Origin of the sequence: Streptomyces sp. NPDC096323 (assembly GCF_040302845.1) — a bacterium.
Lineage (GTDB): Bacteria > Actinomycetota > Actinomycetes > Streptomycetales > Streptomycetaceae > Streptomyces.
Genome location: NZ_JBEOSI010000001.1, coordinates 49,754 through 75,463, shown reverse-complemented (window position 1 = coordinate 75,463; position 25,710 = coordinate 49,754). Strand labels below are relative to the sequence as shown.

Below are 25,710 nucleotides of genomic sequence, written 5' to 3'. Positions count from 1 at the left end.
ATGACCACCCGCCGCATCTCCGCCGGGGCCGCCGTCCGCAACACGGTCCTGGTCCTCGTCTCCTTCCTCTGGGCAGTACCCACCTGGCTGCTGGTGGTCAACGCCCTGGTGCCGGCCGCCGACTACAGCGGCAGCCCGCACTGGCTGCCGCACGGGGGCTTCGGTCTCTTCGACAACATGTCGCAGGCATGGACCCGGGCGAGGCTGGGCCCCGCGATGGGCAACAGCCTGCTGTACGCGGTGACCAGTTCGGCCGCCGCCATCGTGGTGGCCACCACCGCGGCGTTCGCCACCGTGATCATGCCCGTGAAGCGCAAGACCCTGTGGTTCTGGCTGATCTACTCGGGCACGCTGCTGCCCCTCCAGGTCTTCCTGCGCCCGCTGTTCCTCGCCTACGCGCGCACCGGCCTCTACGACGCGCAGATCGGACTGTTCCTCGTCTACGTCGCGGTGGCGATCCCGTTCGCGTACTTCATCATGCGCAACTTCGCCCAGACGCTGCCCGGTGAGGTGATCGAGGCGGCGAGGCTGGACGGAGCGTCCTGGTGGCGCGTCTTCTGGCAGATCCATGTACCGCTGTCCAGGTCAGCGATGGTCGCCGCGTTCGTCTTCCAGTTCGTCGCCGTCTGGAACGACCTGCTCTTCGGGATCACCCTGTCCACCAGCCGCAACATCCGCCCGGTGATGGCCGCGCTCGCAGAGCTCCAGGGCAACTACTCCAATGTCGGGCCCCCGGTCGTGCTCGGGGGAGCGCTGCTCGTCTCACTGCCGACCGTCGTCCTGTTCTTCTCCGCGCAGCGGTTCTTCGTCAGCAGTCTCAAGCTCGGCTGACACCGGCCGAGGCCGCACGCACCGCTCCCGCACCGCGCCCCGATCCGAACCCCGAAAGGCAGGCACCCCGGTGAAGATCCCCGCCCGCACCGCCCTCGCGCTGGCCGCCGCCCCGCTGCTGTGTACCGCCCTCGCTCCCACGCCCGCCGGCGCCGCGCCGCCGGCAGCGGGCCCCTGGAAGGACCGCGCGGTCCACACGTACGACGCACTCCAGAAGCACCTGTACCAAGGCGCGGACAACCACGGCCTGTACCAGGAGAAGACCCCGCGCCAGAGCACCGACAACGCTCACTCCTACCTCTGGCCCCTGCGCGAGGCGGCGGCCGCGACGGTCGACATGGCCGGCCTCCCCGGTGCGGGTGCCGGCTACACGGCGGACGCGGCCGAACGTTTCGACACCCTGGAGCTCTACTTCGAACCCCGCGACGGCCGCCCCGGCTACGACTCCTACCTGCCCGCACCGCTCGGCCAGGGCGGCGACGTCTTCTACGACGACAACTCCGTGGTGGGCCTCTCACTGCTGGACCAGTACAGCTCCACCGGGAACAGCACCTACCTCCACCGGGCGGAACTGACCTTCGACATCGTCAGCCGCGGCTGGGACGACGACTCGGCCAAGGAGTGCCCCGGCGGGATGGACTGGGTGGACTCCCCGGCCAACACCACACGCGCCGCCAACGTGACAGGGCTCGCTGCGGAACTCGCCGCCCGACTCCACCAAGAGACGCACGAGAGCCGCTACCTGACCAGCGCCCGGAAGTGGTACGAGTGGAACTGGTCCTGCCTGCGCCAGTCCCCGGGCCTCTACCGCAACAGCCGCGGTGACGACGGAACCGTGGACCCCACCCTGTGGACCTACAACTCCGGCGCCATGATCGGCACCGCGACGACGCTCTACCAGGTGACGGGAGACCGCTCCTACCTCAAGCGCGCCGTGCAGGACGCGGACGGCTCGCTCGCGTACTGGAAGCAGGGTGAACGCCTGCACGACCAGCCGGCGATCTTCAACGCGATCTACTTCGACAACCTCCGCACCCTGGCCGGGGTCCATCCGGGCCAGGCCAACCGGCAGGTGGAGAAGACCTACGCGGAGCGCGCCTGGAAGGAGAACCGCGACCCGTCGAACGGTCTCTTCCGCTTCCAGCCCTCGGGCGGCGGCGACTACGACGCGTCAGCTCCCGCCGAGACACTCGAACAGTCCGCGATGGTCCAGATCTTCGCAGGCCTGGCCGCCGACGGCTCCTGACCCCGCATCCCTGCGGTCCGCCACACGTCACCGCCGCCCCCGAACGCACCAACCGGCACACCACGCCAGAGCGGAGAACCCTCTCCATGCCCCGCCCCGACCTGTCCCGCCCTTCCTGGTGGGACTCCGACATCGCCCGCGACATTCTGCGCGACCGTGGCGTGAGCGCCACCGGCGTCCTCGGCGGACACGACGTCCGGCTCTCCTGCGAGCCACTGTTGCGTCATGACGGCGACGGCGGACTCCTGCAGTCCGTACGGGTACGGGCCGGCCGTCCCCTCACACAGGCCCACGTCACCACCCTGTCCGGCACGTCCCTGCGCTGTGAGCTGATACCCGGCCCCGAGGGCGACACCCGGCTGCTGGTCCCCGAGGCCGACTCGCCCCTCCCGGTACGGGTGGAGCTGCCCGAGCTGGCACCGGGTGAGCACATCGAAGTGCTGCTGACCCCCCAGCGGCACTGGACACTGCACCTGGTGCAGCACGCCCACCTCGACATCGGGTACACGGACCCGCAGGGAACGGTACTGGCCGAAGGCCGCAAGTACCTCGACTCCCTGCTCGAACTGTGCCGCGCCACGGACGACCGGCCGGACGCGTCGAAGTTCCGATGGGCGGTCGAGGGCTTCTTCAGTTTCGAGAACTGGTCGGCGAACCGCCCGCCGGAGCAGGTCGCCCGCTTCCTGGACCGCGTGCGCGAGGGCCGCATCGAGCTCACCGCGATGCCGTTCAACCTGCACACGGAGACCTGTTCCACCGACGAGCTGCACGAACTCCTGCGCCCCGTCCGTGAGCTGCGCGAACGGCACGGGATCGACATCACCACAGCCATGCAGACGGACGTCCCCGGGCAGGTCGTCGGGCTGCCCGACGTCCTCGCGGACAGCGGCATCCGCTATCTCTCGGTCGCCCACAACTGGGCCGGTCGGGCGGTGCCGCACCACACCGGCGGCGGCGAACTGCCCCGGCTCTTCAGGTGGAAGGCGCCGAGCGGCCGCAGCGTGCTGGTGTGGCGCACGGACACCCCGCACGGGCTGGCGTACATGGAGGGCTCGATCCTGGGCTTCGACGAGTCCTTCGAACGCGTCGACGACCTCCTGCCCCACTACCTTTCGGCGCTGGCCACTCACCAGTACCCGCACGAGGGGCGCGGCATCCCGGGATTCCCGGTCCTGGACGAGGAGTTCAAGGGCGATCCCTACCCCTGGGACATCCTGCACCTGCGGGTGCTGGGCAAGTTCGCGGACAACGGCCCGCCGCGCCGGGTCATCGCGGACACCGTGCGCCGGTGGAACGAGGAGTGGGCCTTCCCCGCTCTGCGCACCTCGCGCAACGAGGACTTCTTCGTCGACGCGGAAGCCCGTTACGGCGACCGGCTGGAGACCTTCGAGGGCGACTGGAGCGACTGGTGGGTGGACGGCGTCGGAGCCGGTGCCGTCCCGCTCGCGGCCACCCGTGACGGCCAGGCAGCACTGGCCGATGCCCAGACGGTGGCCGGACACGCGGAGATCCTCGGTGCGGCGGGCGCCGGAATCACCGCGTCGGCTCCCGAGGTCTACCGGGCCGCCTCTCTGTTCAATGAGCACACCTGGGGCGGCGGTGACCCCTGGACGCACGGCGACCACGGCCACGCGTCGGGCGAACGGCAGTGGCACTGGAAGTACGCGCAGGCGCTGCGTGCCCACGACGACGCGAAGACGCTCCTCGACGGCGCAGGCGCGGCACTCGGTGGTCGTCTCTCTCCGCGCGCGGGCACCCTCGCCGGCTACTACGTCACCAACACGTGCAGTTGGCCCCGTTCGGAGACGGTCCGGCTGTTCCTCCCGGAAAGCACGGTCCCGCTGGAGGATCCGGTCCGCGTGCTCGACGCACGCGACGGCTCACCGCTGGAGCACACGGAGGAGGCCCAGACGAACCAACTGCACCGGGCCGCCGGACGATTCCTCCTGTTCCGGCCGGCGGACGTGCCCGCGCACGGGGCGGTCCGCGTGGACATCGTCTCGGGGGAGGAAGCCTCGCCGGCGGCGGCGCCCGACGCGGCGGAGCCCACCGTTCTGGAGAACGAGCTCCTGCGGGTGCGCGTCGATCTCCGGTCCGCGTGGATCAGTTCCGTCATCGACAAGCGGACCGGCCGGGAACTGGTGCGCCAGGACGCGACGCTCGGCCTCAACGGTTACGTGTACGACGAGTACGCCACGGCCGGCGGCTTCAACCACCAGTCGAGCAAGACCACGGCAAACGAGTCGATGCACCTGCTCGCCACCCGCACGGCAGCCCCACCGGCCGCGCTGGTGGACCGATTCCGCGACTCCACCGGCGAGACACTGATCTACGAGTGCGCGCCGGCCGGCACGGAGCTGCTGCGGGTACGCGTACACCTCCCGCACGGGCAGGCCCGCATCGATCTCGAGAACCGGATCGTGAAGCGCGCGACCCTGACAAAGGAGAGCGCCTTCTTCGCCTTTCCCTTCGCCATGTCCCAGCCGGTCGTCCGCATGGAGGCCACCGGTGGCATGACGGGCACCGGTCTTCCGACGGTGCCGGGATCGGCGCAGCACATGCGAGCGGTGCGCCGCTGGGTGAGCTTCGAGGAGGAGACCGTGGTCGCCGCAGTGGCCACGCAGGACGCCCCGCTGGTGCAGGTGGGCGGGATCGCGATTCCCTATGCGCCCTATCCGCAGTCGCTGGCCCAGGAGGAACCGGGCACCCTCTTCTCCTGGGTGCACAACAACATCTGGGACACCAACTTCCCCTCCGAGCAGGCCTTCGACCACGTGTTCCGCTACAGCGTGGCCGTAGGGGAGGCCCCCCAGACCAATGGGCCCGAGCTGGGGACGCGCACGGCCGCCGCCGGCAGCCGACCCCTGATCGCCGTCCGGGCGCTGGGAGAGCAAAGCGAGAAGCCGGATGCCTCCTACGGACTGCTGACGGTCGGCGATCCACGGGTCCGGGTCGTGGGTCTCACCGTTCCCGCCCCCGGACAGGTGCTGGTCAGGCTCCAGTCCTACGCGCAGGAACCCGTCGCCTGCCGGATCACCCCCGGTTTTCCCGTCACGGAGACCGTGGCGGCCGACTACCTCGGCGCAGCCGGTGAGCGCCTGGAACCCGATGCCAGCGGTGCGACGACCATCGGTGTTCCGAAGCTGGGAACCCGGGCGGTGCTGCTGCGCCTCTGACCGTCCACGCCTCGGACCGTTCGTTGGTCTGTGGCCGGTAGGGCCGGGCTCGCTTGTGGGTGATCCCGGCCGCTGTCAGGTTGCCCGGCGCAACGGGCCATCCGTCATCGACCACGCAGCGGGCCGGCCTCAGGCGTCCGGTCTCGGTCAAGGGTGCGTGACGGTGGGGCATGAGGTCCTTTCGGGCTGGTGCAGACGTCGCAATCCACAGCGAACCCGGAAGGCCCTCACTCGTTCAAGGTCCCCAGACGGTGATCACCGCCACCGCACGCACCCTCCGTGGGCAGAACACCTAGCCCCGTCCGCACGTACGGGAGGAATCATCGTGTCCACGAACACCGCCCTGTCCGAGACCAGCTTCTTCCTGGAGCCCGTCGTCACCGGGCGGGCCCGCCGCCGCGTCGAGGAAGTCCTGGCCGACTTCCGCAGCGGCGCCCGGCATCCGACCCGGCTCGAAGGCCGCGTCGCCGAGCTGCTCCTCGCCTCGACCGCCGGAGACGGCATGCTCACCCCCGGCCGCATCCGCGCGGCCCTGTGGGAGGGGAACCTTGCGCTGACCTACGAGAACGACGGCCGCTTCCCCCAGGTCCTCACAGACCTCGTTCCCGTCCTCGACGACCCCCAGCTCGGGCAGGCCGGCGGAGTCCTTCTGCCAGGCAGCGCCCGTCACGTCCGGCAGCACCGTGTCGAAGTTCCGCCACATCCACGCCCAGGCCGCGACCGGCCGAAACCGCCGCTGCCGGTCCGACCCTGTGTCCACACCGGCCTCGATACCCTCCTCCGCCACGGCGCTCACCCTCGCGCGTCAGTCACCGGACACACCACGCCGGAGAGCTCCGGCGCCGGAACCGACGGAAACGCGTAGCGCACGCCTGTCAGCCCCTCGGACAGCTTCCACAGGCGATCTTGCGCCGCCATGTCCCGGGAGGCCCGGCTGGAGCGGGCCGCGGTGGGTGCGCCCCGGCTCTCGAAGAGCTTCGAAGGCCCGAGGTGAGCGCCGCCGGGTACGTGAGGATCCGTGGCCGCGCGCAGCGACGGCAGCGCCGCCCGGTCGGCAGGATGGGCCAGCCACCGCAGTCCCGCCGCGGCCACGGGCCGCAGGAACCAAGGCGGGTCGCCGTGCCACAGGCCGGTCGGGGACAGGCCTGGATGTGCGGCGAGCGAGGCCGTGGGCGCACCCGCCGTGGCGAGTCGGCGGTGCAACTCCTGCGCGAACAGCAGGTTGGCGAGCTTGGAGCGTCCGTACGCCGTGAGCGACCGCCGTCCGGTCGACGACCGGGCCGCGTCCTCGTCCAGGGCCCCGAGACCCGCCCGGTGCGCGAGGCTGGCGACCGTGACGATCCGGGAGCCGGGCAGCGCCGTCATCAGGTCGAGCAGCAGGCCCGTCAGCGCGAAGTGCCCGAGGTGGTTGACACCGAAGTGCGCCTCGAAGCCGTCCTCGGTGCGCCGGTACGACGGGAACATCACCCCGGCGTTGTTGACCAGCAGGTCCAGACGCTCGTACCGGCCGCGCACCCCCTCTGCCGCCTCTCGTACCGAGTCCAGCGACGTCAGGTCCAGGTGGACGACCTCGGTGCTGCCGCCGATGCGGGCGGCGGCGGCCCGGCCCCGTTCCATGCTGCGGCAGGCGAGGAGGACGTGTGCCCCGCGGTCCGCGAGCACGCGGGCGGTCTCCAGACCGATGCCGCCGGAAGCGCCAGTGACCAGCGCGGTCCTGCCGCTCTGGTCGAGAACGTGTGCGTCGGACCAGGCCATTTACCCCTCCTGAGGAAGACAGCGCGGACGAGCTAGGAGCGTCGGTGAGCGGCACCGTATCCGTGCTGGACGATGCGCTCCGCCGCCGCGTCGTAGAAGGCCGGGTCGGACGGAACGTCCGTGGCCAGACCATTCACGTAGCGGTTGAACATCGCGAACGCGGCCGCGATCAGGACCGTGTCGTGGATGTGGGTGTCCGTGGCGCCCTCCGCGCGGGCTGCGGCGATCACCTCGTCGGAGACGGGGGCCGCCTTGCTCTGCACCTCGGCCGCCACCTTCAGCAGTGACCGGAGCAGCGGGGTGATCGCCGCCGCGTCGGGGTCGTCGAGCACGGACGCCACCAGTTCGGCGCCCCCCTCCAGCTGCGCGGCCGCGAAAGCACTGTGCGAACCGGCGCAGAAGGCGGTGCAGTTCAGATTCGACACGTACGCGGCGATCAGTTCGCGTTCGCCGCGGCTCAGCGGCGACGGACCGCTGCGCAGCAGGGTCTCGGCGAGGTCCGACAGGGGGCCTGCGGTGTCCGGTCGCTGGGCGAAGAGCCCGCTGATGCCGGGAAGGGCATGGGTGATCTCGATGTGGGGCACCGACGCGTCCTCGTCTTCGCATGGGGTGCGGACGTGCACATCCTCGGGACCCGCGGGCGGGCCGGTCAACTCTCAGCGTGCGGACCTCGCCCCGGGCGGTCGCCGTCAGTTCCGCACGCGGAGAGAAGCGTTGGGCCGTCCGCATCCAAGAATGAGGACTTGGCAAGGAAATCTCGCCATACGCGGAGACTTGGGCAGGTGGTCGTGCCCGGTACGGGCACGTCCCGCCGCCCGGCGTCATGCCTCCACAGGTCCGGTGAACCGCCAGCCACGCAGGCGGGCGACACCGCCAGAGCCCGCCCGGCACACGGCACGGCACCGCCGTGCGGGGCTCGCCTTGTCGGGGGCCAGCAGGAAGGCGACACCCCGGGCCCCTGCCCGGCTCGCGTGCACCCCTGCGTGCTTCACCCTGTCGTCCGGCCCGCACACCGTCCACAGCCCGGCCAGCAGAGCGTCGGAGGGGCCTCGCCACATGGCGCAAGCTCCAGGGCGAGGTCGCCTACCGCCGCCGCCGCGAGGAACCCGCAGAGATGGCCGACACGCGCCGCCAGTGGAAGACCGTCAGTAAGCACACTCGCCGCAAGGGCCGCCGCTGAACGGCACTCCGGAACCGCACGAAGGAAGTTGGCCGACCGCTCCCAGGTTGCCAACGATGAGGCGACGACACCTCCCAACCGAAGGACGACCCGTGCCGCACATCCGGATCTCCAATGATCTCCCGGGCATCAGGGGTTTGATGACCGACCGTCCCGACACGGCAGCCCCGCTCAACGCCGTCGCCGATGCCCTGCTGCGCGGCGACTCGCCCCTCCCCCGCGGTGAACGCGAACTGATCGCCGCGTACGTGTCGGAGCTCAACGCCACCCGCTTCTGCGCCGACACCCACGGCGCGGCCGCCGCCGCCCAGCTCGACGGCGGCATCGACCTGGTCAAGGCCGTTCAGCACGACGCCGACACCGCCCCGCTCACCCCCCTGCTGCGGGCCCTCCTCCGGATGGCCGCCGAGGTCCAGGCACAGGCCGCGCCCGTCCGCGACGAGACCATCGCCATCGCCCGCGCCGAGGGCGCCACTGACACCCACATCCACGACACCGTGCTCATCGCGGCCGCCTTCTGCATGTACAACCGCTACGTCAGCGCCCTGGCCACCGCGCTGCCCACCGAGCCCGGCTACTACGAGGAGGCGGGCCGGCGGATCACCACCCACGGCTACGGCACCGCGGTCTGAAGGAGAAACGGCCCATCATGTCTGCGCACTCCCCGGAAAAGACCCACCGCAGAGCGGTCACCGCCACCGTGGTCGGCAACTTCATAGAGTCCTTCGACTGGCTCGGCTACGGCCTCTTCGCGCCCCTGTTCGCCGCCCAGTTCTTCCCCTCCGGGAACTCCTTCACCTCCATCCTCGGCGCCTTCGCGGTCCTCGGCGTCGGCGTCCTCATGCGCCCTCTCGGCGGCCTCCTCCTCGGCCGCTACGCCGACCGCCGCGGCCGCCGCCCCGCCCTCATGCTGGCCGTCTCCCTCATGGCCGGCGGCTCGCTCCTCATCGGCGTCACCCCCTCGTACGCGCACATCGGCCTGCTCGCCCCCGTGCTGCTGCTCCTGGCCCGCATGGCCCAGGGCGTCTCCCACGGCGGCGAATGGCCCGCTGCCGCCGCGTACCTGATGGAAGTCGCCCCCGAGAAGCGCAAGGCCACTTACGGCAGCCTGTTCTCCCTCACCACCTGCGCCGGCGCCTTCAGCGCCTCCCTCCTCGGCGGTGGCCTGACCGCCGCCCTCGGGCCCGCCGCCATGGCCGACTGGGGCTGGCGCGTGCCGTTCCTCGTCGGCGGCGTCCTCGGCCTGATCCTGCTGGTGCTGCGCACCAGGCTCGCCGAGACCGAGGCCTTCCAGCACCAGGCGCAGGGCCGCCGCTACCGCGGCTCGCTCCGTCAGGTTCTCGTCACCCACCGCCGCAACGTTCTCCTGGCCGTCCTGTTCGTCGCCGGATCCGGCGCCGTCGGCGGCACCTGGACCGCGGTCGTCCCCGCGCTCGGAGGCCGCCTCGCACCGCCCGGAATGATGTTCTGGGTCGTCGTGACCGCCACCGCGCTGATGATGACGCTGAACGTGCCGATCGGCCTGCTCGCCGACAAGATCGGCGCCGCCCGCCTCCTCGTCGCGGCCAGCGCCCTGTTCGCCGTCGCCGGATCCGTCTCGTACCTCACCATGACCGGCACCTTCGCCAGCCTGCTGTTCACCTACGGCTCCGGAGTCATCTACCTGGTCTGCGCGACGACCGTGTTGCCCAAGCTCCTCACGGAGATCTTCCCGACGGAGGTCCGGGCCCTGGGCGTGGGTCTGCCCAACGCCGTCACCAGCGCCGTCCTCGGCGGTGTCGCCCCGGCCTCCGCCGCCTTCGCCGCGGAACACCACGCCTCCGGCTGGTTCATCGCCGGCGTCATGACAGCCGTCCTCATGTCGATCCCGGCATCCCTGCTGGCCCGGACCATGCGTCCCGCCGAGGCCTGTGTGCCCGTACAGGTCCTGGCCACCTGACAAGCAAGAACGCCGGCTCCCCTCGGGGAGGAAGGGGAGCCGGCGTTCTTGCTTGTCAGGCACGACCTCAGGGGTGGTTGTTCCTACCCTCGAGCCACAGCGTGTCTGAGTCGTCGGCGTGCGTACCACCCGAGCCGACGTGCTTGTCCGAGATCTGCGCGCCGTTCTTGAAGACGTGCACGAGCGCCATCCGTCCCGCCACCCGGCGAAAGACCAGGTCAGACAGCAAAGTCCGGCTGGAGCACCAGGAAGTGTGTGAGATGTGCTCGTAGAGGCTGATAGCGACCGGCTCGACTGCACCCGCCCCACGCGGGCGGTCATCGAGTGGGCCGGTTACCGTTCCTCCGTGGCAGAGGAACCCATAACCATCAAGTTCACGCGCGATCAGGCTTTTGTGCTGTCGGACTGGCTCTACCGTGCGATGCACCAGTCCGACGTGCTGGATGACCTGTTGAAGACGGACCGTGCAGTCTGGTCTCCGATCTACACAATCTCCGGGGCTCTGGAGACGACGCTCGCTGAGGTCTTCATGCCGGACTACGACGAGCACCTGAAGGCGGCGCGTGAGCGACTGCTGGTCGAGATGTATGGCTCGGATGAGGAAGCAGGGACGGGGGAGGCAGCGTCCTGACACGGGATTAAGGCGTCGATCAAGGTCATGGAATGATCTTGGTGTGGCGCGTGGTGATCTGACGGACGAGCAGTGGGAGCGGCTGGAGTTACTGTTGCCGCCGATACCGAAGATGGGTCGGCCGCCGAGGGACCGGCGGCAGGTCTTCGACGGGATCTGGTGGCGGGCCAGAACCGGTTCGCCGTGGCGGGACGTCCCCGGCCGGTACGGGCCGTGACCAAGCCGGAACTTGCACGCGCCATGGTCCAGCGGGCACTGGACTCAGCCCTGCCGATCGCCTGGGTCACCGCCGACGCGGCCTACGGGCAGGAGTGGCACTTCCGGTGCATGCTGGAGGAGGCAGGCGTGAGCTACGTCCTGGCGGTGCCCAAGTCGCAGCAGGTCAAGTCCCCAGCGGGCAGCTGGCGCATCGACCATGTTCTTACCGGCGCCCCGGCTGAGGCATGGGAGCGGATCTCTTGCGGTGACGGTGCGAAAGGGCCGCGCGTCTACGACTGGGCCGCGGCCAAGCTGCCCGCCGTCGACGGCGCGAAGTCCACCCATTGCCGCTGGGTGCCGGCCCGCCGCAGCCTGGCGCGTCCCGAGGAGATCGCCTACTACTTGGCCTTCGCACCGGCTGAAGCCTCCGTCGCCGAACTGGTTCGGGTGGCCGGCGCACGGTGGGCCATCGAGGAGTGCTTCCAGGCCGCGAGGAACGAGTGCGGCCTGGACCAGTACGAAGTCCGCCGTTACGTCGGCTGGTACCGCCACATCACCTTGGCAATGCTCGCGCACGCCTTCCTGGCCGCGATGACAGCCCACGCCCTGGAAAAGGGGGCCGCAGAAACGGTTCGAGCAGCCCCGTTCCCCTCACCGTGGCAGAAATCCGACGGCTCCTGGACCTTGCCCATCCCCTCGCAGTTCGGCACCGGCAACCCACCCGTCGGATCTACTGGTCCCACTGGCGCCGACGTCACCAGGCCATCGCCCGCCACTGCCACTACCAGCGCCGCACGCGCCCCGATCGAGTGAGCCACGAACCTCCGCCCACCTGATGAAGCGTCAGCCAACTAGACTCGAAAAAGGCCCTGCGGCCAGGACAAATGGAGAAGCACGGCTGGAGTACTAGTACTCCAGCCGTAGATCGTGATCTCGCTGGCGGGGGCTGGCGGAGCTCGATTGCTGCGCGGGCGGCGCCGGTACGTGGGTGGCGGTACTGGCGCAGATGGGGCGGGTTCGGGCGGAGCGAGTTCACCGGCTCGATCAGCGCCCGGAAGCGGTGATGTGCCTCCAGGCGTTCGATGTCGGCCGGGTCCTGGCCGCGCAGGATCTCGGCGTCGCCGGACTGGACGAGTTCCGCGAGGGCGAGGCGCAGGTCGTTGACGTCCTGGCCGGTGGCGGTGGCCAGGCGGTCCAGGGGGGGTGAGGACCTCGGGGCGATTGACGCAGCTCGGGAGGGGTATGACGTCCGGCCAGTAATTCCGTTGTACGAGGCCGACGTTGTGGGAAATCATGCGCGTTTGTGACCTCGCGAGCAGATGGACCCATCCACGACACAGCCCCGCCCGCCCCCACCGCAGCCGTTACCCCCTCCACCCCGGTGCACCGGGACGGCAATGTCCTGCGCTGGCTGATCGCCTACACCTTCTCCGTGGTCGGCGACGCCGCCTACTTCGTGGCGCTCGGCTGGGCCGCGCAGAAGGTGGCCGGCCCGGCCCAGGTCGGCCTGGTGATGGCGGTCGGCGCGATACCCCGGGCGATCCTCATGCTCGGCGGCGGAGTGATCGCCGACCGGTTCGGCCCGCGCAGGGTGGTCATCTCCTCCGACGCGGTCCGCGCTGCGGTGATCCTCGCGGCCGCCGCAGCGCTCGCGTTCAGCGCCCCCGGCCTCTGGTTGCTTGTCGCGCTCGCCCTCGCCTTCGGCGTCGTGGACGCCCTGTTCATGCCGGCAGTCGGAGCCATGCCGCCCCGGCTCACCGGCCGCGACCAGTTGATGCGGCTGCAGAGCCTGCGCAATCTGGTGCAGCGATCCGGCCACATCGCCGGTCCGCCCCTGGCGGGATTCTCGATGGGGCTCGGGGGCCCCGCCGCCGCGTTCGCCGTGACCGGCCTCCTCTTCACACTCTCACTGTTCCTCCTGGTCACGGTCCGGATGGCCCCGCTGCCGCCCGAGGAGCAGCCCCCCGCGGACTCCACCGCCCGCCGCGACCTGGTCGACGGCATCATCTACCTGCGCCACGAGCCCGTCGTCGGCCCGCTCGTCCTCTCCGGACTGCTCTCCATGGTCGGCTGTATTCCACCGATGGCGATCGGCGTCATCATGCTCGCCGAGGAACGCGGCTGGGGCCCCTCCGGCGGTGCCTGGGTGAACGCTGCCCTCAGCGCCGGCGTCTGCACGACCTCGCTCCTGCTCGTCGTGCGCGGCCGCTTCCCCCGGGCTGGCCACTGGCACAACATCGCCCTGCTCGTCGCCTCCGCCGGCATCGGCCTGATCGGCGTCATGCCGAACCTCGCCCTCACGGTCGCCGTGGCGCTCGTCTCCGGCCTGGTATCCGGCCTCTGCGGCGGTCTGGCCCTGGCCCTGATGCAGGCCAACACCGCCCTCGCCTTCCAGGGCCGGGTCGCCTCCGTCCAGGCGCTCAGCGCGGTCGGCATCACCCCGGTGATGTTCCCGCTCTTCGGCCTCCTGGTGGAAGGGTGGGGCACCGGCCCCACCTTCCTCCTCTTTGGCTGCATCAGCATGCTCGGCGCCACGGTCTCCACCGCCTCCCACGCCGTCCGCCATGCCGACCTGGACTTCACGAAGACCGCGGACTGACTCCGGCCCTCGGCTGGGTCCCCTAGGAGCTGTCCGGGCGATCATGTTCGGAGCCAGATAGCGAAGGCCTGCCCGGGCCGGGCTTCACAACGCGAATCCGCGCGGCGGTGCGAACGGCTGGGAACCGCGCCCACCTGCGCCACCGCGGGATCCGTCGCCCAATTCGGGCAAGGCCGACCAGGCGCGCAACCGCCAGAAGCTCGGCTCCCGTGGCGGTCGGCCGCCGCGTTTCGACCCGGCCGACTACGCGAGCGTCACGCGGTGGGCACCACGGCTTCACGCCCCAGGCGGAGATCGATGTTGCGTACAGCGCGAGGCCGGGGCCTGTGGCTACGCCTTGCGACGGCATCCGTCGAGGAGGGTTGCGACCATGTGTTTGGCGTCGGCCTGGTCGTAGTCGGGGCCGGTGATGCAGAGGTTCCCGATGGCGCGCATGAGTACGTAGGCGGTGATGCCGGGGCTGAGTTCGTCGGCGGCGACGCAGGCGTCGAGCAGTGTTTCGCAGGCAGGGACCAGGGTGTCGAGCATGAGGGCGTGGAGGTTCTCCAGCCCCGGATCGCCGGACCCCAGGGCGGCGCCGAGGCCGTGCTTGGTCACCAGGAACTCCACGAACGCGTCCGCCCAGCAAGTCAGGGCGGTGAACGGGGAGCCTGATTCCTCCAGGAGTTGGGGCGCGAGTGCGGTGCATGTGTCGATCTGGTGCCGGTAGACGGCGGTGACGAGGTCCGCCCGGGTCGGGAAGTTCCGGTAGATCGTGCCGACGCCGACGCCGGCCCGTTCGGCGATGTCGCGGATGGGAGCTTGGACGCCCTGGTCCACGAAGACCGCCGATGCTGCCGCCAGTACGCCGCTGCGGGTGCGCTGCGCCTGTGCTTTCCGTACTCCGACCGCTTCGGGCACGAGGCCTCTCCTTGCTCGCGGAACAGTGTTCCGCTAAGTTGGCGGAACGACGCTCCGCCAAAGTATGGCAGAGCGATCCCATGGAGAAAGCGCAGGACCCCCATGTCTTCCAGCCAACTCGACCAGCGGATCGTCGCGGTCAAGCCCATCACTGTTCCCGCGCCCGGCCGCAGTGTCGAGCTCCAGGTGAAGGTCACCGCTCCGCTGTCGGGGCAGAACCTTCCCGTCATCGTGTTCTCCCACGGCAATGCATGGTCCCTGGACGGATACGAACCCCTTGTCGACCGCTGGGCGGCTGCCGGATTCATCGTCGTGCAGCCCACCCACCTGGACTCCCGCCGTAACGGCATCGAGTGGGACGACCCGCGCTTCGCCACCATCTGGCGCGTCCGCATCGCCGACCTCCACGCGGTCCTCGACGGCCTCGGCGACATCCTTCGCCAGGCCGGCGGCCTGGAGACCCGCGTCGACCATGAGCGCATCGCGATCGTCGGCCACTCCTGGGGCGCCCAGACCGCCGGCGCGATCCTCGGCGCGCGCGTGCTCGACACCGACGGCGTTTCCGGAGAGGACTTCTCCCACTCCGCGGTCACGGCCGGCGCGCTGATCGCCGCGACCGGAACCGGCGACACCCTCACCTCGTTCGCCGCCGAACACCTTCCGTTCATGAGGCCGGACTACTCCACCATGACGACCCCGACCCTGGTCGTCGCGGGCGGCAAGGACCAGTCCCAGCTCTCCACGCGGGGCCCGGAGTGGTTCACCGACGCCTACCACCTCAGCCCGTCCCCGAAGAGCCTGCTCGCCATCGCCGAGGGCGAACACACCCTCGGCGGCCTCGCCGGCGAGAGGGTCGCCGAGACCACCGACGAGGACCCCGTCCGCGTCGCCCTCGTCGCGGACACGATCTCCGCCTACCTCCATGACGCCTTCAAGCTCGACGACGCCACGTGGACCGCCCTCAACAACGCCGCTGCGGCCGGCGACGGAACATGGAGCATCACCAGCAAGTGAACCCAGCCGGACCGCGCTGCCGGACGAGCCGGGTGCGGATGGAGCGGGCATCGCCGCGCTCGCCCTCTGGCCTCGTCAAAGGGGGCCCGCCGGTCGATAGGCTCACGTCATGGGCCTCGACATGACCACACTGATCGCCGACTGGTCGTGGCTGGCCGAGGCCCCGCCCCGGGAGCGGCTGCCACGCCTGAGGGACGCCTGGTACGACGACGAGACCGGGTTCTGGGACGACGATTCGTCGCAGGCCGACGGCGGCTGGGAGTGGCCGCGCGGGCCGCACAGCGCGCACTTCGGCGTGTACGAGTTTCCCGGCGCCCTCGGCTCGTTCAAGCCGCACTTCTGGGCGGGGGACCGGTGGGAGAAGGTACGCGACCACGTCGACCCGGCCGTGCGCGCGGAGGTGGATGCGCTGCTGGGCGGGCTGATCTGGGACGGGCCGGACTTCGACGATGACGAGGAGGGCGAGGGCTACGCCTTCTTCGCAGGGGATCCCGCCTCCGCCCCCGGCCTGCTGGTGGCGAAGAACCCGCAGGGCGTGAGGGAACCGCTCGCGACCTGGGAGCGCGTACGGCCCCGGCTCGACGAGCTGCGCGCGCCCTTCGACGAGCACGCCGCCCTGCCCGATGGGTGGATCCGCGACTTCGATGCGTTCGTAGGCCTCCCGCCACGCCCGGCGATCTGGTCCGGCACGCCGACGGGTACCGCACGCCGGCCGACCAGGACCCGCGGCCATGTGGCCGGCGACCTCCACTCCGGCTACCAGCGGATCATGACCGCCCTGGGCTCCGGCAGCGAGACCGCGCTGCACGCGTACTACGCCGGCCGTGACTGCTGCCGGTGGCCGAGCCGGGCCCGCCGCCGGTAGGCCCGTGGCACGACACACAGCCCCGCGCATGCGACCCTGGAGGTACCAAATAGCAGCCCCTGGGCGGACGTTGAGACACCGGCTCCGCACCTAGCGTTCGGATCATGAGAACTCGTCACCACGCCATGGCCGCCTCGCTCCTCGTCCTCGCCCTGGGCGCCACGGCCGCCGCCCCGTCCGCCGCCTCCTCCCCGTCGCCCGCCGGGAACGGCCGCGCGCTCGCCGTCACCGCCGCGCAGCTGCGGCTGCCCGCGCCGACCGGGCCGTACGCCGTCGGTGAGAGCACCGTGCACCTGAGGGACACCGGCCGCGCCGACCCGTACGTTCCGGAGGCCGGCGGACGCGAGCTGCTGGCGTCCCTGTTCTACCCGGCACGGGCCGGGAGCGGTGTGCCCGCGCCGTACATGAGCGCGCAGGAGGCGGAACTGCTGCTGGAGTCCCGAGGGCTCGGCGGTCTCGTCGAGCCCGGGGCGGTCGCGGCCACCGAGACGTACGCGCGTCTCGGCGCGGCGCCCGCGCGCGGCCGGTTCCCGCTGATCGTGCTGTCGCCCGGCTTCGAGCAGAGCCGGTTCACGCTCACGTCCCTCGCGGCGGATCTGGCCTCCCGCGGTTACGTCGTCGCGGCGGTGGACCACGCCTACGAGTCCACCGCGACCGTCTTCCCGGGGGGCCGAGCCCTGCCCTGCGCAGCCTGCGACTTCGTCGAGCGGACCGGTGAGGCGGGCATGGCGGAGGTCGCCCGGGGGCGCGCCGTGGACGTCTCCTTCCTGCTGGACCGGCTGGCGGGAGGCCACCCCGCCTGGCGGCACGCCTCGATGATCGACCGGCGGCGTGTCGCCATGGCCGGGCACTCCATCGGCGGCGACGCCGCCGCGTCGACGATGGCCGCCGACCGGCGGGTGCGAGCAGGCGTGAACATGGACGGCGCCTTCTACGCCCCGGTCCCCGCCGCAGGGCTGGGGGGCCGGCCGTTCATGATGCTCGGCACCGACGCCCAGCACGCCCCCGGCGGCACCACCGACACCACGTGGGACCGGGACTGGCCGCGCCTGGACGGCTGGAAGCGGTGGCTCACGGTCGCGGGGGCCGGTCACTTCACGTTCACCGACATGCCGGTGCTCGGCGCGGAACTGGGCATCGAGGACCCCTCGGCACCGCTGCCCGCCGACCGCTCCTGCCGGATCACCCGCGACTACGTAGCCGCGTTCTTCGACCTCCACCTCAAGGGCGCACGGCAGCCGCTGCTCGCCGGACCGATACCCGCGAACCCGGAGGTCACGTTCCAGCGGCCGTGACACGTCTCGCCGTACACGTGGCGGATGCAGGCCTGCCCGGGGCCGGGGCCGGGGCGTCGGCGGTCGCCCGATGGTGCGCGCGGGTCACCGGGTTGACCCGGGTCGGCCGTACCGTCCCTTGCTCGGCGCTCCGAACCGGTACCCCGGGACTTCGCTGCTGCACTCGAACGGTCTGAGTGCGGGCCGCTGATGCGCATCAGCAGCCGGACCTGGCGGCAGTGGGTGTTGGTCGGCGGGGCGGGGACACAGCCAGAACCAGGGCGGTCGCATCGATGCCGGCGGCGGCGAGTTGGAGCGTTGCTCGCCTCTCCTCGCGAGCGCAGAGGATGGCCGAAAATTCGGGCGTGGTCGAGCACGAGAGCACCTAAAACGCCCTGTGGGGCCGGGTGCTCGGTGCGGGTCGCTGTCTTGGAACAGCCAGTTCGCGGGTCGCCGGTCAGGGCGGAGAAGGTGGCCCGCACCCATATGGTGCGCTCCGATGCGGAGGTCATGACCGCCTTCAGCCCGTGCGCGCAGCGGCGAGCCGCACGCCGGACGTCGGCGGTTTCCGAGGGGCTGACGGTGGGGCTACCGCGGTACGGGGGCTTCGCCGGATACGGCGATGCCTGCCTCGCGGAAATCGACCAAGGTGGAGGTGATGGTGTCGGGGGCGACGCCGACGGAGTAGTCAAGGCGTACGCGTGTGCGGAAGCCGGCCTGCGCAGCGTCCAGGGCTGTGGCGCGCACGCAGTGGTCCGTGGCGATGCCCACCACGTCGACGTCCTCTACGCCGCGGGCGCGCAGCCAGTCCGCCAGGGGAGTGCCCTGGTCGTCGGCGCCTTCGAAGCCGCTCTTGGAGGAGCTGTGGGCGCCCTTGAAGAAGACGGCGTCGACCTTGCCGCCGGCGACGGCGGGCGCGAAGTGCGGGTGAAACTCTCCGCCCTCCTCGCCGGCCACGCAGTGCACGGGGAAGCTGTCCTTGAAGTCAGGGTTCGCCGAGAAGTGACTTCCCGGGTCGATGTGGTGGTCGCGGGTGGCCACGACGTATTGGTAGTCCCTGCCCGCGCTCTGCTCCACCAGGCCGGCAATCTCCGTTGCGAGCTGCGCGCCGCCCGCCACGGGAACGCTGCCTCCTTCACAGAAGTCGTTCTGCACATCTACGACGATCAAGCCTCGGCTCATTTTTGAGCCTCCTTCACAACGTCTTGGAGCAGCCGTCGGGACTGCTGTGAAATCTCACCGCCCCAGGAACGAGGAGCGCGGTGGCGCGAAGATCGCGACGGCACCTCTCCGTGTTCTACCGTCGTTCGCGTCACCGGCTCGTGCCCAACGAATGTCGCTCACCCTTACGGGCGCGGACGTTCACCGCAGGAACGATTCGCGGAGGCCTGCCGGGCTACCGGCAGGGTGCTCTCTCTCGTCAACGCCGCCCACACCACCCACTCATCCCGCTGATCCAGCCGGAACCGCCGGGCTGCGCGCCGGCCGTCGGTCAGCCCTGCACACTGCTGAGGGAAGGGAACGCACCGCTCAGGTGGAACGGGGGGTGCGCAGCGCGATCATGGCGACGTCGTCATCGTTGTCGCTGGGCCGTACCTGGTCGAGCAACAAGTCGCAGAAGGAGTCGAGAGGCCGGTGGGCGAGGGAGGCCGCGTGGCGGCGCAACCGGTCGAGCCCGTGATCGATGGAGTGGTGTGGGGACTCGACCAGTCCGTCGGTGTAGAGCAGAAGCGTGGCCTGCGCCGGCAGGACGGTGACGGCGTCGGGGCGAGGTCTCGTGACTCCGGTGCCGAGGAGAATGCCGTGACCCTGGTCGAGGTAGCGGGCCTGACCGTCATGGGTGATGAGCAGGGGCGGTGGGTGGCCGGCGTTCGTCCAGCGAAGGCGCCACAGTGCGTCTTCGCCGAGTGTGAGCCTGGCGAGGATCATGGTGGCCATGGGTACCTCGGCAATGTGCATCACTGCCTCGTCGAGCCGTGCGACCACGGCGCTGGGTGCGGCCTCGGGGTGGGACCAGGCGAAGGCGCGCAGCATGTTGCGGACCTGCGCCATGCCCGCTGCGGCGTCGAGATCGTGTCCGACGACGTCGCCAATGGCCAGTGCGTGGGCATGGGCGGCCAGAGCGAAGGCGTCGTACCAGTCACCGCCCACGGATGAGGCGTCCGGAGCAGGTACGTATCGTGCGGTCATCTCCAGTCCGGGCAGGACGGGCAGCTGGGGGAGCAGGTGGCGTTGCATGGTCTCGGCGACTTTGCGCTGCCGCTGGTACAGGCGCGCGTTGTCCAGCGCCAGTCCCGCCCGGCGGGTGAGGTCCTCCAGCAGCGGCAGGTCAGCAGGGACGAAGGCGTCATGACGCTGGGCGCGGCCCAGGGTCAGGGCGCCGAGTACGTCTCGCAGTCCGCGAATGGGTGCGATGACGGCGGAGTGCATGCCTGTCGCGGTGAACAGAGCCTGCTGCTCGACCGCGATGCCGGAGTCGGGCGGCCCTTGATAGGTGGCGGGGCCGGCAAGGGAGGAGGCGGCGCCGCGCAGGGCCCGTGACAGGGGCATCGGCGACTCTGACGGCACGGGCGGCATCGGGCCTTGGAGGTCGTCCCGCTCGACGAGTACGCCGTCCTTGTGCTCCACCACGAGAACGCGTCGTACTTCGTCATGCTCGGTGAGGAGGTCGAAGACGGCCCAGTCCGCGAGCCTCGGCACGGTCAGAGCCGCCAGCCGGTGCAGCGCCTCGTCCACGTCGAGGGTGGAGGTGAGCTGCGTGGTGGTCTCCGCCAGCAGGGCCAGGCGGTCCAGCTCCGTCAGCGGCGAGGAGTGCCCGCCATCGCTGTGGCGAACGTTCGACCGCTTCGGCTCGTACAGCAGCGTCAGCGCAGCTGCCCCGCTCGGGCCGGGCGTGCAGGGTGTGACCATCCAGGACAACCGCACCAGAGTGCCGTCCCCGCGGGCGAACCACTCGGCGTCGCCATGTCCGGTGTCGCCCGTGAGGAGTGCTTTCCTCATCCGGCAACGTGTGCGCGGCACCGAGTGGCCGTATTCGTCCCTGTGCAGCAGGTCGTGGAGGTCCTGGCCGACGAGTTCTGCAGCTTGCCTGCCCAGCAGGGTTTGGGCTGCGGTGTTGACCGCGACGATCAGGCCGTCGTCATCGACCGCGATGGCGGAAGCCCGCAGGTTTTCCAGCGTTCCCTCGCGCAGGGTGCCGGAACGCGACTGGTGCCCGGACGGGAGAACATTTTCCCCGGGAGCGGCGACGTCGTCCATTTCCCTCCTCATTCCAGCTTTTAATCGATGGGTTCAAGCGCTAATCCGGTCGAATACCCCGACCGCATTTGGGCATGCATCGAATGCTCGTCTTTCCTGCTGCGGCCCCACGGGCACGTCCTGGTGGTGCAGGAGGAAGCCGTCCGTGAAGTCCTTAATGCGGCCATCGCCGTCGCGCTGAAGGGCAAGGGCGTCCCCGGCCCCGATGGCGCGAGGAGGTCACCATCGGGGCCGGGACCCGGTCCGGTGGAGCGATCAGGGTTTCCCGCCTGAGTATCTGCCGAATGCCCGCATGGCGAGGGCACCCGCCAGCGGCCCGGGTGCCAGGAGGAGGAAAGCGTGACGCCAGCCGACGGCCTCGGCCAGCAGAGGGGTGAGCTGGATGGTGATGACCGTCAGGGCGAATCCGATTGCTGTCTGGGCGGTGAGGGCCGTTCCGATGTAGCGGTGGTCGGCGACCTCGCTCAGTGATGTCGAGAACACCCCCGAGTCCGCGATCACGGCCGCACCCCACAGCATGCAGAAGGCGAACAGAAGCAGCGAGGAGGAGTGGAAGAAGAAGGGGGAGACCAGGCAGCACAGGCCACTGAGAAGAAGCGCTGCCATGGCGGCGGGTGGGCGGCCGAAGCGGTCGGCGCCCCAGCCGCCGAGCAGGCACCCGGCAGCTCCGCCGAGCCCCATGGTGAGGAACACGGTGATCTCCACCGAACCCGGCAGGCTCTGCGCGGCAGGCGTCGCCAGCAGAAAGGACGGGATCCACGTCCACAGGGCGTAGAGCTCCCACATGTGCCCGAAGTAGCCGAGGTTGGCCAGCCGTGGCCCGCGCTCGGTGAACATCGTCAGCGCATACCTGGGATTTCGGGCAGGAGCGGACTTCGCGGCGTAGGGGCCGGGCCGGACAAGGAGCAGAGCGATGACCGAACCCGCGAATCCGGCTGCCGCCGCGGCCAGCAGTACGTCACGCCAGCGCAGGGACCCCACCCCTGCGATCAGATGAGGAAGCGCGGAGCCAAGGGTGAGGGCGGCGATCAGGACGCCCATGGTCCGGGCCCGGCCGGCAGTGCCGGACCAGGAGACCATCAGCTTCATACCGGTGGGGTAGACCCCGGCCAGGAACATGCCCGTCATGAAACGCAACGGGATGGCGACGGCCAGTTGGTCGGCGACGAGGGCCAGCACCACCGTGCAGACGGCGGCTGCCGCTGCACTGGTGGCGAGCAGATGCTGCGACGGGACGCGGTCAGCCAGGTTCAGAGCGGCCGAGGCCACGGCCCCGACGACGAAACCGATCTGCACCGAGGCCGTCAGCCACACCGCACCGCCGGCAGTGAGCCCCCAGTCGGCCCGCAGGCTGGGAACCACCGCCGACATGGAGAACCACACAGCGAGGCCGAGCACTTGCACCGCGGCGATCGCACCGCGTTGCACGACGATGTTCACGCATACCCCTCTTGGTCCGAGCCCTTGCTCCGTCGACGTGCGCGCGGTGGCCGAAGGCCGACCCTAGTGCCAACAGCCCCGTGGGTACCGGAGGGGCACTGCTACAGGCCGGGGCGGCAATGGCGTCGCAGGCGTGGACCGGGGCTCCCGAGCCGCGTCGCGTGTTGGAGCAGGACCACCCCGCCCCCTCCTCCACCCCCTACCGCGGTAGCACCCCGCGTTTGGCCCCCCGGTATGACGCCTGGCATACCACTGCTCCCGCACTCTCCTCCCCGTCACGGAGAGTGCACCTGAGAGGGAGACGGGACATGAGGCGACGCATGGCGAGCGGCACAACGCGGACAACCGGCCGGAGGTGGGCCACCGGCCGGAGGTGGGCCACCGGCCGGAGGTCCCGGCCGCCATGCCCGCTCTCGCCGTCGAACTGCGCAACGTCGGGCATCAGTACAGCCACGGGGCGGGCACGGTCCACGCCCGGGCGGGTGTCGACCTCGACCTGCCGCGCGGCACGTTCACCGCGGTGATGTGCCCGCCCGGGACCGGCAAGACCACCTTCCGCGTAGTCCCCGCACCGTGCTGTGCCAGGCGCACGAAGGTCTCGCGGTGGTGGCGGCAGCGTTCGTCGTAGGGCCGCGACCGTCCTCGGCCATGCGGCGGCGGCCACGACCGGACCGACCGACTCCGAAACGAGCACTCCGTCGACACCGCGCAGTTCCGCGACCGTTCCATCGACGTCCCCCACACGGCACGACGCAAAGGACACCCATGACCACCACCCTGGCGCCCCCGCTCCCGATCGGGAAGCCCGCTGTCGCAGCCCTCGGTTTATTAGCACTGTCCGCAGGCGCTCTGGAGTCGGTGGTGTCACCGACGATCCCGCTCCTGGAACGCGAACTGGACATGAGCCAGTCCCAAGGGGCGCTGCTCAGCATCGTGCTCCTCATCACCGGTGCGCTCATCACGCCGTTGGCAGGCAAGTTCGGCGACCGCTACGGCGGAAAACGGGTCCTGATTCGGCTGATGGCGGTCGTAGCGATCGGTGGCACGGTCTCCTCACTGGCCCCGAACCTCCCCGTGCTGCTGCTCGGGCAGGTGCTGCAAGGGGCGATGGTGGGCGCGCTTCCCCTGTCGTTCATCGTCGTGCGCAAAAACCTGCCCCCAGGAGAGTCGAAGGTCGCCATCGGGGTAGTCAGCGGACTCTTCGTCGGGGGAGGCATGGCCGGCATGCTGTCGGCCGGACCGGTGGCGGAAGAGCTCTCCCGGCATTGGATGTTCGCGCTACCCACGATCGCGGTCATCGGGGCCACCCTGCTCGTGCACAAGCTCATGCCGTCCGATCCGCCGGGCGGGTCGGACGACCCCGGCATCGACTGGCCCGGCCTGCTGCTCCTGAGCGCAATGCTGGTCACACTCATGCTCGTACTCGCAATGGCGCCCGAAGCCGGCTCCCAACCACTCGTGCTCGGCGCCCTCGTCGTGCTGCTGGCCGTCTTCATCGCAGCGTGGGTGTCCGTCGAACGGCGTGCGGACTCGCCGATGATCGATTTGCACATGCTGGCACGGCCCGCGATCTGGAAGGCGTGTGTGCTGACGTTCGTGATCTGCCTCGGCACCTCGATGGCGGTCTATCTCGTCCCGCAGCTGCTCGACGAGCGTGGTGACGGGTACGGATTCGGTGCCGGCGCCACCGAGATCGGCTTCTTCCTGCTGCCCGGTGCCATCGCCGCGACGTTGGCCGGGCCGCTCGGCGGGATCGGGGACCGGCGTTTCGGCTCGCGTGCCGTCGTCAACACCGGAGTCGTCCTGATGACGGCGTCCCTGGTCGTCCTGGCGTCCGTGCACACCGCGGTCTGGCATCTCGTGGTCGGCAAGGCGCTGATCGCGCTGGCCAACGGCCTGTGCGTCACGGCGATGATGACCAGCACCGCCATGGCCGTCGATGCCGAGGACACCGGCATCGCCACCAGCCTGATTCTGGTGAGCCGAGTACTCGGCTACGCCGTCGGCGGGCAGCTCGGTGGCGCGCTCCTCACCGCCGCAACCCCTTCCGGGTCGGAGGTCGCGGCCGAATCGGCCTACGTCACCGGTTTCGTCATAGCCGGCGTCGTCACGTCGCTGGCCCTGCTTGTCACTCGCACCCTGCCCAAAGGAGTCAAGGAATGACCCCCATCGATCAGCTGACGGATGTCCGTGACAGGCCGAGGCGCAAGGTCCTGATTTCCGGAGCCAGCATCGCGGGGCCCGCCCTCGCGTACTGGCTGAACCGCTACGGATACGCGGTCACGGTCGTGGAGAAGGCGCCCACCCTGCGTGGGGGCGGCTATCCCATAGACGTCCGCGGCACCGCACTGGAAGTCGTCCGAAGGATGCCGATCCTGCCGCAACTGCGGGAGGCGCACGTCGACCTGCGGCGGCTGACCTTCCTCGACTCCGACGGCAGCGAGGTGACCTCCCTGCACCCGCTTGCCGTCACCGGCGGCGTGGCGGGACAGGACCTGGAGGTACGGCGCGGTGACCTGGCCGACGCTTTGCACAGGGCGGTCCGTGACGACGTGGAGCTCCTGTTCGACAACTCCATCGACACCCTCGACCAGACCGGCCACGGGGTCGACGTCACCTTCCGCCGAGGTGGCAGCCGCACCTTCGACATGGTGTTCGGCGCGGACGGCGTACACTCGCGCACCCGGGAGATGCTGTTCGGCCCCGAGGAGCAGTTCCACCACTACCTCGGCTATTGCTTCGCTGTGTTCACCATGCGCAACACCCTCGGCCTCTCGCACGAGACCGTCATGTGGAACGCCCCGGGCAGGGCCGCGGCACTCTACGCCGTGGGGGACGGCGACGAGGTGCACGCCTTCCTGAACTTCGCCCGGCCGGAGCCGCCCGCGGTGAACGAGTTCCGGAACCTCGAGGCCCAACGCGACCTGGTCGCCCAGGCCTTCGCCGACGCGGAATGGGAGGTACCGGGCATGCTGGTCGCCCTGCGCGAGGCGGAGGACCTGTTCTTCGACGGGGTCGGCCAGATTCGCATGCCCCGCTGGTCCAGCGGCAGAGTCGCGCTGGTCGGCGACGCCGCGTACGCGCCCTCGTTCCTCACCGGACAGGGCACCAGCCTCGCCCTCGTCGGTGCGTACATGCTCGCCGCCTCCCTCGCGGACCGTGGGCACGCTGCGGGCTTCGCCGCCTACCAACGCGGCACCCGGAAGTTCGTGACCGTGAATCAGGGGCTCGTCGGCCACGGTGGCGCCACCCTCTTCCCCACCACCGCCCAGGCCCTGGAGCAGCGAAACGACAGGCTGCGCAGCCTCAGGACCATGCCCCCCGGGGAGGGAAATCCGGCTCATTCGGCGCTCACTCTGCCCGAGCCCCTGCGCCCGGCATGATCGCCGAGCCGGGTCGCTCTG

Annotated in this window: 19 protein-coding genes and 4 pseudogenes; 16 read left to right on the top strand and 7 right to left on the bottom strand. The window is 70.3% G+C overall.

The genetic code is table 11. The annotated features are described in order from the left end of the window. The 3 genes from ABTX18_RS00335 (at window position 1) to ABTX18_RS00325 (ending at window position 5,253) form a co-directional block, all read left to right on the top strand. Complete coding sequence (locus ABTX18_RS00335) at window positions 1–831, top strand: carbohydrate ABC transporter permease (protein ID WP_352120477.1); 831 nt, start codon at window positions 1–3, stop codon at window positions 829–831. Window positions 832–901: 70 nt separating this feature from the next. After that, the gene (locus ABTX18_RS00330; RefSeq protein WP_352120476.1) at window positions 902–2,077 is read left to right on the top strand and encodes a glycoside hydrolase family 76 protein; all 1,176 of its coding nucleotides are present in this window, start codon (window positions 902–904) and stop codon (window positions 2,075–2,077) included. Between the two features lie 86 nt (window positions 2,078–2,163). After that, window positions 2,164–5,253: a glycoside hydrolase family 38 N-terminal domain-containing protein gene (locus ABTX18_RS00325; RefSeq protein WP_352120475.1), complete on the top strand. Its 3,090-nt coding sequence runs from the start codon at window positions 2,164–2,166 to the stop codon at window positions 5,251–5,253. Window positions 5,254–5,545: 292 nt separating this feature from the next. On the opposite strand, the gene ABTX18_RS00320 is transcribed toward ABTX18_RS00325, so the two are convergent. Genes ABTX18_RS00320 through ABTX18_RS00310 form a run of 3 tightly spaced genes read right to left on the bottom strand, consistent with a single transcriptional unit; the run spans window position 5,546 to window position 7,592 of the window. Continuing rightward, window positions 5,546–6,040 carry a hypothetical protein gene (locus ABTX18_RS00320; RefSeq protein ID WP_352120474.1) on the bottom strand — a complete coding sequence of 165 codons (495 nt, stop codon included), beginning with the start codon at window positions 6,038–6,040 and terminating at the stop codon, window positions 5,546–5,548. A 5-nt stretch (window positions 6,041–6,045) separates the two neighbouring features. Continuing rightward, window positions 6,046–7,008 carry an oxidoreductase gene (locus ABTX18_RS00315; protein WP_352120473.1) on the bottom strand — a complete coding sequence of 321 codons (963 nt, stop codon included), beginning with the start codon at window positions 7,006–7,008 and terminating at the stop codon, window positions 6,046–6,048. Window positions 7,009–7,040: 32 nt separating this feature from the next. Continuing rightward, window positions 7,041–7,592: a carboxymuconolactone decarboxylase family protein gene (locus ABTX18_RS00310; protein ID WP_352120472.1), complete on the bottom strand. Its 552-nt coding sequence runs from the start codon at window positions 7,590–7,592 to the stop codon at window positions 7,041–7,043. Between the two features lie 688 nt (window positions 7,593–8,280). On the opposite strand from ABTX18_RS00310, the gene ABTX18_RS00305 reads away from it, so the two are divergent. The 7 genes and pseudogenes from ABTX18_RS00305 to ABTX18_RS00275 all read left to right on the top strand — a co-directional run bounded on the left by ABTX18_RS00305 (window position 8,281) and on the right by ABTX18_RS00275 (window position 13,555). Continuing rightward, window positions 8,281–8,820 carry a carboxymuconolactone decarboxylase family protein gene (locus ABTX18_RS00305; RefSeq protein WP_352120471.1) on the top strand — a complete coding sequence of 180 codons (540 nt, stop codon included), beginning with the start codon at window positions 8,281–8,283 and terminating at the stop codon, window positions 8,818–8,820. 17 nt (window positions 8,821–8,837) lie between these two features. Further along, entirely contained in the window at window positions 8,838–10,127 is a 1,290-nt protein-coding gene (locus tag ABTX18_RS00300) for an MFS transporter (RefSeq protein ID WP_352120470.1), read from the top strand. A 346-nt stretch (window positions 10,128–10,473) separates the two neighbouring features. Then, window positions 10,474–10,758 (top strand): hypothetical protein, encoded by a 285-nt coding sequence (locus tag ABTX18_RS00295; RefSeq protein ID WP_352120469.1) that lies wholly within the window; start codon window positions 10,474–10,476, stop codon window positions 10,756–10,758. After that, window positions 10,715–10,912, top strand: a pseudogene (locus tag ABTX18_RS35795) (transposase); the annotation flags it as partial. The gene ABTX18_RS00295 and the pseudogene ABTX18_RS35795, both read left to right, overlap by 44 nt. Next, a pseudogene (locus ABTX18_RS00285) lies at window positions 10,843–11,652 on the top strand (IS701 family transposase); the annotation flags it as partial. The pseudogenes ABTX18_RS35795 and ABTX18_RS00285, both read left to right, overlap by 70 nt. A 367-nt stretch (window positions 11,653–12,019) precedes the next feature. Beyond that, window positions 12,020–12,163: a hypothetical protein gene (locus ABTX18_RS00280; RefSeq protein ID WP_352120468.1), complete on the top strand. Its 144-nt coding sequence runs from the start codon at window positions 12,020–12,022 to the stop codon at window positions 12,161–12,163. A 96-nt stretch (window positions 12,164–12,259) separates the two neighbouring features. Next, entirely contained in the window at window positions 12,260–13,555 is a 1,296-nt protein-coding gene (locus ABTX18_RS00275) for an MFS transporter (RefSeq protein WP_352120467.1), read from the top strand. Between the two features lie 330 nt (window positions 13,556–13,885). Here the strand turns inward: ABTX18_RS00275 and ABTX18_RS00270 are convergent, their stop codons facing one another. After that, window positions 13,886–14,455, bottom strand: coding sequence for a TetR/AcrR family transcriptional regulator (locus ABTX18_RS00270; RefSeq protein ID WP_352120466.1), 570 nt, complete (start codon window positions 14,453–14,455; stop codon window positions 13,886–13,888). A gap of 102 nt (window positions 14,456–14,557) precedes the next feature. Between ABTX18_RS00270 and ABTX18_RS00265 the strand changes: the two genes are divergently transcribed. The 3 genes and pseudogenes from ABTX18_RS00265 to ABTX18_RS00255 all read left to right on the top strand — a co-directional run bounded on the left by ABTX18_RS00265 (window position 14,558) and on the right by ABTX18_RS00255 (window position 17,629). After that, the gene (locus ABTX18_RS00265) at window positions 14,558–15,469 is read left to right on the top strand and encodes an alpha/beta hydrolase family protein (protein WP_352120465.1); all 912 of its coding nucleotides are present in this window, start codon (window positions 14,558–14,560) and stop codon (window positions 15,467–15,469) included. 657 nt (window positions 15,470–16,126) lie between these two features. Next, window positions 16,127–16,334 (top strand): annotated as a pseudogene (locus tag ABTX18_RS00260) (hypothetical protein); the annotation flags it as partial. Window positions 16,335–16,438: 104 nt separating this feature from the next. Continuing rightward, window positions 16,439–17,629, top strand: a complete 1,191-nt coding sequence (locus tag ABTX18_RS00255) for an alpha/beta hydrolase family protein (RefSeq protein WP_352120464.1) — start codon at window positions 16,439–16,441, stop codon at window positions 17,627–17,629. A 567-nt stretch (window positions 17,630–18,196) separates the two neighbouring features. Here ABTX18_RS00255 and ABTX18_RS00250 read toward each other — a convergent pair. From ABTX18_RS00250 to ABTX18_RS00240, 3 genes are all read right to left on the bottom strand, one after another. Beyond that, window positions 18,197–18,790 carry an isochorismatase family protein gene (locus tag ABTX18_RS00250; RefSeq protein ID WP_352120463.1) on the bottom strand — a complete coding sequence of 198 codons (594 nt, stop codon included), beginning with the start codon at window positions 18,788–18,790 and terminating at the stop codon, window positions 18,197–18,199. Window positions 18,791–19,138: 348 nt separating this feature from the next. Continuing rightward, on the bottom strand, window positions 19,139–20,866 hold the full coding sequence (locus ABTX18_RS00245) for a SpoIIE family protein phosphatase (RefSeq protein WP_352120462.1): 1,728 nt from the start codon (window positions 20,864–20,866) through the stop codon (window positions 19,139–19,141). A gap of 255 nt (window positions 20,867–21,121) precedes the next feature. Then, on the bottom strand, window positions 21,122–22,306 hold the full coding sequence (locus ABTX18_RS00240; RefSeq protein WP_352120461.1) for an MFS transporter: 1,185 nt from the start codon (window positions 22,304–22,306) through the stop codon (window positions 21,122–21,124). Between the two features lie 373 nt (window positions 22,307–22,679). On the opposite strand from ABTX18_RS00240, the pseudogene ABTX18_RS00235 reads away from it, so the two are divergent. The 3 genes and pseudogenes from ABTX18_RS00235 to ABTX18_RS00225 form a co-directional block, all read left to right on the top strand. Beyond that, a pseudogene (locus ABTX18_RS00235) lies at window positions 22,680–22,862 on the top strand (ABC transporter ATP-binding protein); the annotation flags it as partial. A gap of 209 nt (window positions 22,863–23,071) precedes the next feature. After that, window positions 23,072–24,469 carry an MFS transporter gene (locus tag ABTX18_RS00230; protein ID WP_352120460.1) on the top strand — a complete coding sequence of 466 codons (1,398 nt, stop codon included), beginning with the start codon at window positions 23,072–23,074 and terminating at the stop codon, window positions 24,467–24,469. Next, window positions 24,466–25,689, top strand: a complete 1,224-nt coding sequence (locus tag ABTX18_RS00225; RefSeq protein WP_352120459.1) for an FAD-dependent monooxygenase — start codon at window positions 24,466–24,468, stop codon at window positions 25,687–25,689. The genes ABTX18_RS00230 and ABTX18_RS00225 overlap by 4 nt, the downstream gene beginning before the upstream one ends. Window positions 25,690–25,710 lie beyond the last annotated feature (21 nt).